The organism is Klebsiella quasivariicola (assembly GCF_002269255.1).
GTDB lineage: Bacteria > Pseudomonadota > Gammaproteobacteria > Enterobacterales > Enterobacteriaceae > Klebsiella > Klebsiella quasivariicola.
On sequence record NZ_CP022823.1, the window covers coordinates 5,395,569 to 5,408,022 of the forward strand.

Consider the following 12,454-nt stretch of genomic DNA (forward strand, 5'->3'; position numbering starts at 1 on the left):
AGATGGGGTGTCTGGGGTAACATGAACGAACAATATTCCGCATTGCGTAGTAATGTCAGTATGCTCGGCAAGGTGCTGGGCGATACCATCAAGGATGCATTGGGAGAAAATATTCTTGATCGTGTCGAAACTATCCGTAAGTTGTCCAAATCTTCACGCGCCGGCAACGAAGCTAACCGCCAGGAGCTGCTGACCACGCTGCAGAATTTGTCTAACGACGAACTGCTGCCGGTGGCCCGTGCCTTCAGCCAGTTTCTGAATCTGGCGAACACCGCTGAGCAGTACCACAGCATTTCGCCCAATGGCGAAGCGGCCAGCAATCCGGAAGTCATTGCGCGTACCCTGAGAAAGCTCAAAGACCAACCCAATCTCAACGAAGACACCATCAAAAAAGCGGTGGAATCTCTGTCTCTGGAGCTGGTATTAACCGCCCACCCGACCGAGATCACCCGCCGGACGCTGATCCATAAAATGGTGGAAGTGAACAACTGCCTTAAGCAGTTGGACAACAAAGATATCGCCGACTACGAGCACCATCAGCTGATGCGCCGTCTGCGCCAGCTGATCGCCCAGTCCTGGCATACCGATGAAATTCGTAAGCACCGCCCGTCCCCGGTCGATGAAGCCAAATGGGGCTTCGCGGTGGTGGAGAACAGCCTGTGGGAAGGGGTGCCTAACTATCTGCGCGAGCTGAACGAACAGCTGGAAGCCAACCTTGGCTATCAGCTGCCGGTGGACTTCGTCCCGGTGCGTTTCACCTCATGGATGGGCGGCGACCGCGACGGCAACCCGAACGTAACGGCTGATATCACCCGCCATGTGCTGCTACTCAGCCGCTGGAAAGCGACCGACCTGTTCCTCAAAGACGTGCAGGTGCTGATCTCCGAGCTGTCGATGGTGGAGTGTACCGACGAACTTCGCGCGCTGGCCGGTGCGGAGGGTGCTCAGGAACCGTACCGTTATCTGATGAAGAAACTGCGCGCTCAGCTGATGGAAACTCAGGCCTGGCTGGAAGCGCGTCTGAAAGGGCAAAAACTGCCGAAACCGGCGGGACTGATCACGCAGAACGAGCAGCTGTGGGAGCCGCTGTACGCCTGCTATAAATCGCTGCAGGCCTGCGGCATGGGCATTATCGCCAACGGCGAGCTGCTCGACACCCTGCGCCGCGTGAAGTCTTTCGGCGTACCGCTGGTGCGTATTGATATCCGTCAGGAAAGCACCCGCCATACCGAAGCGCTGGGTGAAATGACTCGCTACCTCGGGATCGGCGACTACGAAAGCTGGTCAGAAGCCGACAAACAGGCTTTCCTGATCCGCGAACTGAATTCCAAACGTCCGCTGCTGCCGCGCCAGTGGGAGCCAAGCGAAGAAACCCGCGAAGTTCTCGACACCTGCAAAGTGATCGCCGAGGCGCCGCGCGGATCGATCGCCGCCTACGTGATCTCGATGGCGAAAACGCCGTCCGACGTGCTGGCGGTTCATCTCCTGCTGAAAGAGGCCGGGATTGGCTTTGCTCTGCCGGTGGCCCCGCTGTTCGAAACGCTGGACGACCTCAACAACGCCAACGACGTCATGACCCAGCTGCTGAATATCGACTGGTACCGCGGCTTTATCCAGGGCAAACAGATGGTCATGATCGGCTACTCTGACTCCGCTAAAGACGCTGGCGTGATGGCCGCCTCCTGGGCGCAGTACCAGGCGCAGGACGCGCTGATCAAAACCTGTGAGAAAGCCGGTATCGAACTGACCCTGTTCCACGGTCGTGGCGGCTCCATCGGCCGCGGCGGCGCGCCTGCCCATGCCGCACTCCTCTCGCAGCCGCCGGGAAGCCTGAAAGGCGGCCTGCGCGTCACCGAGCAGGGCGAGATGATCCGCTTTAAGTACGGCCTGCCGGAAGTGACCATCAGCAGTCTGTCGCTGTATACCAGCGCCATTCTGGAAGCCAACCTGCTGCCGCCGCCGGAGCCGAAAGCCGAATGGCGTGACATCATGGCCGAGCTGTCCGACGTCTCCTGCAAGATGTATCGCGGCTACGTGCGGGAAAACAAAGATTTCGTCCCTTACTTCCGTTCCGCGACCCCGGAGCAGGAGCTGGGCAAACTGCCGCTGGGTTCACGTCCGGCAAAACGTCGCCCAACCGGCGGCGTCGAGTCGCTGCGCGCCATTCCGTGGATCTTTGCCTGGACCCAGAACCGCCTGATGCTGCCGGCCTGGCTGGGCGCCGGCGCCGCGCTGCAGAAGGTGGTCGAAGGCGGGAAGCAGAGCGAACTGGAAGCCATGTGTCGCGACTGGCCGTTCTTCTCTACCCGCCTCGGTATGCTGGAGATGGTTTACTCGAAGGCCGACCTGTGGCTGGCGGAGTACTACGATCAGCGCCTGGTGAAACCAGAGCTGTGGGCGCTGGGTACCGAGCTGCGTAAGCTGCTGGCTGCCGATATCAACGTCGTGCTGGCCATCGCCAACGACTCCCATCTGATGGCCGACCTGCCGTGGATTGCCGAGTCTATCCAGCTGCGTAATATCTATACTGACCCACTGAACGTCCTGCAGGCGGAACTGCTGCACCGTTCACGCCAGGCTGAAGAAGAGGGCAAGGATCCGGATCCGCGCGTTGAACAAGCGCTAATGGTCACCATCGCCGGCGTTGCCGCCGGGATGCGTAACACCGGCTAATCAATGTCTCTCCCCCCGGCCGTCCGGCCGGGGGATTTTTCACTCGTTCTAGTGGTGCAGCATTTCATCAACGATCTGCTCTTTATGCAGCGCATAAGGATAATAGGTCGGCCAGTTATCCATCTCTTTCAGCAACGCCTCCTGTGATTCATTGCCCATGAAAATATGGAAATGCTGCGATTTACGCGGGCCAATGATATGGTCGCTGAACTGGACAAACTTCGGCGCGTTGGCATCGCCCTGCTGGCACTCAAACAAGTAACGCACGCCCTTCTTGCCGGAGGTGTAATGCAGAATTTTGTAGCCTGAATAGCGGTATTTGCAGCTATTGACGGTCTCGCCAACGTGGAACTCAATGACATCATTTTCAATGCCAATCTGCTCTACATCAGTGGCGTAGCCCTTTTTATAATAAGCGCGATACTCCTCCACACTCTTGCCGCCGGGCTTTTTCGCCTTCTGCTCGAGTACCGGATCGAGGTCGCCATTGAGCAGATACGGATTCACCGACTGCCAGACGCCCTCCCAGTCGCTCAGCGAGCGGTCCTGCACATTTTTATCCGCAAAAATGCCTTCGCTGGCCTGACGCTCCACTTCGGTTAGCGCCGGCCCATGGCTATGGTTGCCGTGGGCGAACGCCTGAGCGCTGGCTAACGCCATGCCGAATCCGAAGGCCAGCAGGGGGATCTTTCTGGTCATTACTCTCTCCTGAGTGTGATATCAATAGCGGCAAATTGTTACGATATAACATATCTCAAATGAGAATCAAGAGCGACAGGCAAGCGCTTTTACCGCTGGAATAATGTCCGGTATGATGAAAGAGGTGATGCTTTGAACGGAAGAATGATGGACAACGATATCAATCAGCTTATTGATTCATTGCTAAAAAAGCACAATAGTATCGGCCGGGTTCATTTTGCCGGCGAGGTGCGCTCGCCTGCTGAACCGGTAGTGCAGGTTGATTTTCCCCGTCTGAACATCATCCTCAATGGGCAGTTACGCGACCAGGCGCTCGGCGATAACGCCCTGCCCCTCGGGGCCAGGGACGTGCTCTATATCCCCGGAGATAGCTGGAACTGCCCGCAGTGGCAAGCGCCCTGCCTGCTGTTAAGCATCCTGTTCGATAAGCAGCAGCTGGAGTGCTCGCTGCAGCACTGGAATGGCAAGGCGATAACCGTTGTCGACAAGCGGCAGGCGCTGCGCCGCGGGCCGCGCGTCGGGTCATTTCTGCTGCAGGCGCTCAATGAGCTCCGGATGCAGCCTCATGAACAGCGAACCGCCCGCAGCATCGTCGTCAGCCTGCTTAGCCACTGCCATGATCTTCTCGGTAGCCAGGCGCAAACCTCCTCACGTAGTCAGGCGCTGTTCGAGGCGGTCCGCCAGTACATCGACGTCCATTACGCAGAGCCGCTGAGCCGGGAATCGGTGGCCCAGGCGTTCTATCTCTCTCCCAACTATCTTTCCCATCTGTTCCAGAAATGTGGACCAATGGGCTTCAATGAATATCTGAACCATATTCGTCTCGAACAGGCCCGTATGTTACTCAAGGGCCACGATATGAAAGTGAAAGATATCGCCCACGCCTGCGGCTTCGCCGACAGTAACTACTTCTGCCGGCTGTTTCGCAAAACCACAGAGCGCTCACCATCTGAGTATCGCCGTCAATATCACAGCCAGTTGACGGAAAAATTATCCCCGGCCAAAAACTAGATTTTTGTGTGTTAAACCTGACTTTTGTGCGCGTTTTTATTGCTGTACAACCCCACCATCCCGGATAAATGTGATCTAAATCATCCTTACTCGTGATGCGTACATTTATCCAGTTTTTGGCAAATTTGTCATCTGGCGATCCTTCGAACGAAAGCCGTATGCTTACCTCAACGACAGAACCGAATTAAGTATTGAGGAAAACATTATGGAACTCTATCTGGATACCGCCAACGTCGCTGAAGTGGAACGCCTGGCCCGCATCTACCCCCTGGCCGGGGTCACCACCAACCCGAGCATTATCGCCGCCGGTAAAACCCCGGTCTGGGACGTGCTCCCTCGCCTGCAAAAAGCCGTCGGACCCGAAGGGATCCTCTTTGCACAAACCATGAGCCGCGACGCACAGGGCATGGTGGAGGAAGCCAAACGCCTGAGCAATGCCGTACCAGGCATCGTGGTCAAAATCCCGGTCACCGCCGAAGGCCTCGCCGCCATCAAACTGCTGAAGAAAGAAGGCATCCCGACGCTTGGCACCGCCGTCTATAGCGCCTCGCAAGGCCTGCTGGCCGCACTGGCCGGGGCAAAATACGTCGCGCCTTACGTTAACCGCGTCGACGCCCAGGGCGGGGACGGCATCCGCATGGTGCAGGAGCTGCAATCCCTGCTGGAAATGCACGCGCCGGAAAGCAAAGTGCTGGCGGCAAGCTTCAAGACGCCCCGTCAAGCGCTGGACTGCCTGCTGGCTGGCTGCGAAGCAATCACCCTTCCACTAGATGTAGCGCAACAAATGCTCGGCACCCCTGCGGTAGAGTCAGCGATAGAGAAGTTTGAGCAGGACTGGAATAACGCCTTTGGCACGCTGAACCTGTAACCGGACCCGCGTGCCGCCTGCGGGTGGCACCACGGTCATCGAGGAGGAATCGAAATGGATCGCATTATTCAATCACCAGGCAAATATATCCAGGGCGCAGGCGCCATCAAGCGCCTCGGCGACTACCTGAAACCGCTGGCCGAACGCTGGCTGGTGGTGGGCGATAAATTCGTACTGGGATTTGCGGAAGAGATGCTGCGCAAAAGCCTGGCTGACGCTGGCCTGGCAGCGGAAATCGCGCCGTTTGGCGGTGAGTGTTCGCATAATGAAATCAATCGACTGCGCGATATCGCCGGCAGTGCGAAGTGTACCGCCGTGCTGGGGATCGGCGGTGGTAAAACGCTGGATACCGCGAAAGCGCTGGCCCACTTTATGAATGTGCCGGTGGCGATCGCTCCGACTATCGCCTCCACCGATGCGCCGTGTAGCGCGCTCTCGGTGATTTATACCGACGAAGGTGAATTCGACAGCTATCTGATGCTGCCGCATAACCCTAACATGGTCATTGTCGATACGCAGATCGTTGCCGGCGCGCCGGCCCGCCTGCTGGCCGCTGGTATTGGCGATGCGTTGGCCACCTGGTTCGAAGCCCGCGCCTGCTCCCGTAGCGGCGCCACCACCATGGCGGGCGGGAAATGCACCCAGGCAGCGCTGGCGCTGGCCGAACTGTGCTACAACACCTTAGTCGAAGAGGGTGAAAAAGCGATGCTGGCCGCCGAACAGCACGTGGTTACCCCGGCGCTGGAGCGGGTAGTGGAAGCCAACACCTACCTGAGCGGCGTTGGTTTCGAAAGCGGTGGTCTGGCGGCGGCCCATGCCATCCATAACGGTATGACAGCCATCCCTGACGCCCACCATTACTATCACGGTGAAAAAGTGGCGTTCGGTACCCTGACGCAGCTGGTGCTGGAAAACGCGCCGGTGGAGGAGATCGAGACCGTCGCCGCGCTGTGCCACAGCGTTGGGCTGCCGATCACCCTGGCGCAGCTGGATATCAAAGGTGATATCCCGACCAAAATGCGCCTGGTGGCGGAAGCCGCCTGCGCTGAAGGCGAAACCATTCACAATATGCCGGGCGGCGTTGATTCCGACCAGGTCTACGCCGCGCTGCTGGTGGCCGACCAGTATGGCCAGCGCTTCCTGCAGGAATGGGAATAAACCAGAGCAAAACACCCGGCGTCAGCCGGGTGTTTTTTTATGTTTCTCTGCGGGCCGGAACAGGCTATGCCCCTCGTCTCTTGATACTGATCATCGCCAACGCCAGTACTATCAACGCAATGCCACAGCCCTCCACCTTCCCCGGATTTTCATCTAGCAGCCACCAGGAAAACAGCACGCCACAGACCGGTACGGCCAGCGTACTCAGGCCAGCGATACTCGCCGGTAAATTACGCAATACAAAAAGCCACAAACTCCAGGCCAGCGCCGTTGCCAGGATCGCGCTGTAAGCCAGGGCCCAGAAAACGCCGGGCTGCCAGTCTACCGCCCGTTGCGGGACGAGCCAGGCCACTACGCTCATTACCACGGCGGCATACAGCATCTGCCAGGTCGTTAGCGCCAGCAAATCAACCTGCGGATATCGGGTATACATGCGCTTCGCAACGATCGCACCTGCCCCCCAGCTCACGCCGGAGAGGATTGCCAGCAAGGCGCTTTTCAGAGAAGTAAAGTCGAGTTGCCACGGTTGCAGGACGAGTATCAGACCCACGCATGCCACCCCGATGGCGATATATTGCCATCGCCGCATACGCTCACCTAAGAATAACGCGGCCATCACCACCACCCAGAATGGCATGGTGTAACTCAGGATCGCCACTTTACCGGCGCCACCGCTCATTAGCGCCCACTGCGCCAGACCAACCATGCCACAGGTTTGCAATAACGCGATCGCCAGGGTATAGCCGAAAGGCGTCGGCTTGAGCGCTTTACCGCGGATCAACATCACTATCCACAGCACCACGGCGCCAAAAATACAGCGCAGCGCCGTGAAGTCAAAGGCGCCGATATAGCTCGTCACTTGCTTCATCGCGATCCAGCTAAAGCTCCAGATCAGCGTTAATAACGCCAGCCCACCAAACGCCAGCGGATCGCGCTTCCTTGTCATTGCATAACCCGTCCCTGTCAATTATCAGGCTGGCACTATACGCGCTTTATCTTCTGCTCTCCCCTGACCTGTATCAGCGTTTTGGGCAAAAAAAAGCGATGGCGAAATCAGCTTCGCCATCGCACTAGACGGTAATGAAAACTCAGGCCGGGCGTACGCCCAGTGTATGGCAGATGGCGTAGCTCATCTCAGCGCGGTTCAGGGTGTAGAAGTGGAAATCTTTGACCCCTTCCCGGCTTAAGATCTTCACCATATCCATGGCGATGTTGGCCCCCACCAGCTGACGGGTTTCGGCGTCATTATCCAGCCCTTCAAACATTTTCGACATCCACACCGGGATACGGACGTTGGTCATATCCGCAAACTTTTTCGCCTGTTTAAAGTTGGAGACCGGCAGGATACCCGGAATGATTTCCACGTCGATGCCCGCCGAAACGCAGCGATCGCGAAAACGCAGGTAGCTTTCCACATCGAAGAAGAACTGAGTGATCGCGCGGTTGGCGCCCGCCTCGACTTTACGCTTCAGGTTCAGCAAATCCGCCTGTGCGCTTTTCGCTTCCGGATGCACTTCAGGATACGCGGCGACAGAGATATCAAAATCGCCCACCTCTTTCAGCAGCGTCACCAGATCGGCGGCGTACATATCCGGTTTACCGCTCCCCGGCGGCAGGTCACCGCGCAGGGCGACGATATGGCGGATACCGTTATTCCAGTAATCCTGGGCGATAGTGCGCAGCTCATCACGGCTGGCATCAATACAGGTCAGGTGCGGTGCTGCTTCCAGACCGGTTCGCTCTTTGATGCCCTTAATGATGCTGTGCGTGCGATCGCGCTCGCCGGAGTTCGCGCCATAGGTCACCGAAACAAACTTTGGTTTCAGACTGCTCAGGCGATCGATGGATTTCCACAGGGTTTGCTCCATTTCACTGGTCCGCGGCGGAAAGAACTCAAAGGACACATTAATCTGGCCCTGGACTTCCGCCAGGCTCTGATTCAGGGCTTCCCGCTGATTGGCGTGAAAAAAGCTCATACCTTACCTCATCAATCGCTTGTAATGGCTGTTATATTGCGAACTTCTATACGTTTAGACGTCCAGATGTAAAAATGACGGAAAAGCGCGCGGGCGTCAATAGAAAAATCTGCGTAAAGAGTGAGGAATAGGCCTCCAAAATGAAAAAAATTCATCTTCCGGCGTTTTGCCAGCCGAAAGAGCTCGCTCTGTAGTCAATATGGGGTAGTACGATGTTCAGCCTGAAACTAGCGAGTCGTCAGGTGCTTATCAAGCAGAGGGAGCCATTGCTGCACAGATTCCGCCTGGTGAGGCGCATAGACCACGCCAAGGCTTAACGGCATCGTATCGCCCTCAGCCACCGGGCAGAACGCCACCCCCTGACGCTGAATCGCGGAAAAGGAGGCCGGCAGCAGGATCATCCCTTCCCCACGCGCAATACGCGCCAGCAGCACATCATGCTCGGCCGGCTCTTCCACATAAGTCGGGGCATAGCCAGCCCGGTCGAAAATGCGGCGCGTGTAGTCAAAGAAATCAGGGTTACGCTCGCGTTTAAACCAGAACAGCGGCCGATGATTGAGCGCGCTTAACGTCAGCCCTGGCCTGGCGGCTTCCGGCCATGAGGCCGGTAATGCCGAAATCAGCGGTTCCTGATACGGCAAGGGATGCAGAAGCAGCCCTTCGGTATTCAGCGGCAGCGCGACCAGCGCCGCATCAAGTTTGCCTTTGCGCACCTGTTGAGCCAACACCGGTGAAGCGTGGCGAGTAACAGACAACACGCGGGTATGTTCACTCAAAGCAGACTCAACGGCGGCGAAAATACCTTGTTCAAAGGCAGTGGTCACGCCCAGATGCAGAGGCTGAGGCGAGCGGGTGGCAAGCTCACTCAATGCCGCCAGGGTGCGCGCCTGGAGCGCCAGCATAGGCTGAATGATCTCCAGCACCTCTCTTCCCGCATCGGTCAGGATCAGGCCTTTGCTATGGCGCAGGAACAACGTCACCCCCAGCTGCGTTTCCAGATGGCGAATATGGCGGGTCAGCGGCGGCTGCGAGATAAATAACCGCTGCGCCGCCCGGCTGATGTTATTTTCCTCCGCCACCACGGCAAAAGCGCGCAGCAGGCGAAGATCCAGGGAATGTAATCGCGACGTTGTCATACTGAAAAGGTATCACGAAAAGGGTATTACTCAAGTCCGGTAAACTTCCCTACCCTTCCTCTTAACGCACCATCACAGAGAGGAAAAAACGATGTCCAGCGAACGTTATATCATCGGTCAGGAAATGCTTCAGCGGGTGGATGGCAGTGGCGGGGAGGCCGTCGTCGACAGCCTGCGGGATATCGCCCCCGATTTCGCCCGCTATCTGATCGAGTTCCCCTTCGGCGACATTTACGCTAGGCCAGGGCTCGATTTACGCAGCCGGGAAATCGCCACCATCGCCGCGCTCACCGCGTTGGGTAACGCCGCGCCGCAGCTGAAAGTACACATTGCCGCGGGATTAAATGTCGGCCTGACGCAGGAGGAGATTACGGAAGCGATCATGCAGATGGCAGTCTATGCCGGATTTCCGGCGGCGCTAAACGGTCTGTTTGCCGCCAAAGCGGTTTTTGCGGCGCATTAACAAAAAGACCAGGCTTTGCCTGGCCTTTTTCTCGCGACTACAGCAGTTGCGCCAGACGGTTGATATCCGACTGGATAGCCCCGGCAGTCACATCGCGCCCGGCGCCGGGCCCGCGGATCACCAGCGGGTTATCGCGATACCAGCGGCTTTCGATGGCAAACACGTTATCGCACGGCAGCAGCGCCGCCAGCGGGTGCTCTTCGCGTACCGCTTCCACACCGACGCGTGCTTTGCCGTTGGCATCAAAGCGCGCCACGTAGCGGAGCACCAGCCCCATTTCACGAGCCGCCTCCAGACGCTGCAGCATTTGCTCGTTCAGCTCTTCGCCATTCTCAAAGAAGTGATCAACTGAACCCTCTTCGCAGTGGGCAGGGACCAGCGATTCCACACGTACCTGATCCGGTTCGATGTCATAGCCCGCTTCCCGCGCGAGGATCACCAGCTTGCGCATCACATCTTTACCAGACAGATCGACGCGCGGATCCGGCTCGGTCAGCCCCTGCTGCCACGCCTGATCCACCAGGTCGGTGAACGGCACGGTGCCATCAAACTGCAGGAACAGCCAGGAGAGCGTTCCCGAGAAGATACCGCTCAGGCCGAGGATGGTATCGCCGCTATCGATCAGATCGCGCACCGTATGGTTCACCGGCAACCCGGCGCCCACGGTAGCGTTATACAACCAGTGGCGACCCGTCTTCTCAAACGCGTCGTGGATCTGGCGATATTTATCGCTGCTGCTGGCGCCCGCCAGCTTGTTGGCGCTAATGACGTGGAAGCCATGGCTGGCGAAATCAAGATACTGGTCGGCCAGCTGTTCGCTGGCGGTGACGTCCAGCACGACTAAATCATCATACGGGTGCGCGCGCATCCACAGGAACAGCGACTCTTCATCCTGCTCTACCGCTTCATCGTTGAAGAAAGCCAGCGCCCGGCTGGCATCCAGCCCGTCGTAGTTCAGCAGGCTGCGTTTACTGTCGACTACGCCGGCGAGAATAAACTCAAAGCCGGTGCGCGCTGACAGCGTGGTTTGTTCACGGGCGAACAGCTCCAGCCAGCGGGAACCGATGTTCCCTTTGCCGAACAGCATCAGACCGATACGCTTTTCGGCGCGAAACAAGGACTGGTGCAGCCCCTGGATCAAGCTTTCCGTCGGCCCGGCGCGCAGCACCGCCACCAGGCTGATCCCCTCTTCAGACTGCCAGGTAAACTCCACCGGCTGCCCTTTAAGCTGCTGCCAGAAACGGTGGCAGTGCAGTGGGTTACGGGTGACACCCGCGCCCACCATCGCCACCAGTGCCAGCTTCTGACGCAGACGCAGCTCGCCCGGCAGACCGGCTTCATCGAGCAGCTTCAGCGCGCTGTCAGCCACCTCGGAGGTGTAGCAGAACTGCAGCAGCTTACGGTCGGCATGGACGCCAACGGCTAACGGGCGCAGCTGGGCGCGTTTGAGCAGAGCGTCCAGCTCTTTATGCGCCAGTTTGAAATCGTGACCGGCCGGCACCTGGAATTCCACCAGACAGACGTCATCATGGCTGGTGACAATCCGCGCACCGGTACCGGAGGCCAGCACGCGCTCAATGCGCGTGGAGCCCTGTTCCGGCGTATAGCTGCAGCGTAACTGCAGATCGATATCGCTGGCGGAGACCGGCTGCAGCGTGCGGGCATGGAGCACCGGCGCGGCCAGGCGCGCCAGCTCGCTGGCTTCATCCAGACGCAGCAGCGGCAGCAGACAGGCGTCTTTGACCTTACGTGGATCCGCGCTGTACACCCCGGCGACGTCGCTCCAGATGGTGACGCGAGAGGCGCCCGCCAGCGCACCGATCTGCGTGGCGGAGTAGTCAGACCCGTTACGGCCCAGCAGGACGGTTTCTCCGGCCTGGTTGCGGGAGATAAAGCCGGTCACCACCAGACGTTTATTAGGATGCTGCGCCATCAGCTGCTGCAGCAGTGGATAAGATAATCCCTCATCCACCTGCGGCTGCGCGGCGCGTTCCGCGCGCAGGAAAGCGCGGGCGTCAAGCCAGGCGGCTTCCATACCCAGCTGGTTGAGGACCGCCGCCATCAGGCGTGCGGACCAAACTTCCCCATGGCCGACCACTTCCGCATAAACGGCTTCGGTAACCCCGCCGTCCAGCAGGCCTGCCAGACGCTCAAGGTCGTGGATAAAAGCGGCGATCAACGTATCCGCCGCCGCTGGCTCCAGTAAACCGCCAATCAGCTCGGTGTGATAGCGGCGAAGCGACTGCTGGACCTGATGCGCAGCGAGGCGATCGCTCTGGCTAAGTTTAAGCCAGCTGATCAGCTGGTTGGTGGTGCTGCCAGCGGCAGAGACGACCATCATGTCCCCCGCCTGCGAATACTCTGTCATGATCCCCGCGACGCGCAGGTAACATTTCGCATCCGCTAAACTACTCCCACCAAATTTGTGCAGCTGACGACCCTTCGCCCCTGCCTGCGCAATCACACTCAT

General features: G+C 58.4%; 10 protein-coding genes. 5 read left to right on the plus strand and 5 right to left on the minus strand.

What is annotated here, in order from left to right; genetic code table 11:
* Window positions 1-21 precede the first annotated feature (21 nt).
* Window positions 22-2,673: a phosphoenolpyruvate carboxylase gene (ppc, locus tag B8P98_RS27125; RefSeq protein WP_025710965.1), complete on the plus strand. Its 2,652-nt coding sequence runs from the start codon at window positions 22-24 to the stop codon at window positions 2,671-2,673.
* A gap of 48 nt (window positions 2,674-2,721) precedes the next feature.
* Here ppc and zinT read toward each other — a convergent pair whose 3' ends face one another.
* Window positions 2,722-3,372, minus strand: coding sequence for a metal-binding protein ZinT (gene zinT, locus B8P98_RS27130; RefSeq protein ID WP_025710964.1), 651 nt, complete (start codon window positions 3,370-3,372; stop codon window positions 2,722-2,724).
* A 147-nt stretch (window positions 3,373-3,519) separates the two neighbouring features.
* Here zinT and B8P98_RS27135 point away from each other — a divergent pair, with 147 nt between their 5' ends.
* The 3 genes from B8P98_RS27135 (at window position 3,520) to gldA (ending at window position 6,409) form a co-directional block, all read left to right on the plus strand.
* Entirely contained in the window at window positions 3,520-4,383 is an 864-nt protein-coding gene (locus tag B8P98_RS27135; protein WP_025710963.1) for an AraC family transcriptional regulator, read from the plus strand.
* Window positions 4,384-4,588: 205 nt separating this feature from the next.
* Entirely contained in the window at window positions 4,589-5,251 is a 663-nt protein-coding gene (gene fsa, locus B8P98_RS27140) for a fructose-6-phosphate aldolase (protein ID WP_025710961.1), read from the plus strand.
* Between the two features lie 54 nt (window positions 5,252-5,305).
* Window positions 5,306-6,409, plus strand: a complete 1,104-nt coding sequence (gene gldA, locus B8P98_RS27145) for a bifunctional L-1,2-propanediol dehydrogenase/glycerol dehydrogenase (RefSeq protein ID WP_025710960.1) — start codon at window positions 5,306-5,308, stop codon at window positions 6,407-6,409.
* Window positions 6,410-6,473: 64 nt separating this feature from the next.
* Here the strand turns inward: gldA and B8P98_RS27150 are convergent, their stop codons facing one another.
* From B8P98_RS27150 to B8P98_RS27160, 3 genes are all read right to left on the minus strand, one after another.
* Window positions 6,474-7,355: a DMT family transporter gene (locus B8P98_RS27150; protein WP_025710959.1), complete on the minus strand. Its 882-nt coding sequence runs from the start codon at window positions 7,353-7,355 to the stop codon at window positions 6,474-6,476.
* A gap of 142 nt (window positions 7,356-7,497) precedes the next feature.
* Entirely contained in the window at window positions 7,498-8,385 is an 888-nt protein-coding gene (metF, locus tag B8P98_RS27155; protein WP_002882952.1) for a methylenetetrahydrofolate reductase, read from the minus strand.
* A 227-nt stretch (window positions 8,386-8,612) separates the two neighbouring features.
* Window positions 8,613-9,521 (minus strand): LysR family transcriptional regulator, encoded by a 909-nt coding sequence (locus B8P98_RS27160; protein WP_025710957.1) that lies wholly within the window; start codon window positions 9,519-9,521, stop codon window positions 8,613-8,615.
* A 91-nt stretch (window positions 9,522-9,612) separates the two neighbouring features.
* Here B8P98_RS27160 and B8P98_RS27165 point away from each other — a divergent pair, with 91 nt between their 5' ends.
* Window positions 9,613-9,984, plus strand: coding sequence for a carboxymuconolactone decarboxylase family protein (locus tag B8P98_RS27165; protein ID WP_087805120.1), 372 nt, complete (start codon window positions 9,613-9,615; stop codon window positions 9,982-9,984).
* 37 nt (window positions 9,985-10,021) lie between these two features.
* Here B8P98_RS27165 and B8P98_RS27170 read toward each other — a convergent pair whose 3' ends face one another.
* Entirely contained in the window at window positions 10,022-12,454 is a 2,433-nt protein-coding gene (locus B8P98_RS27170; protein WP_087805122.1) for a bifunctional aspartate kinase/homoserine dehydrogenase II, read from the minus strand.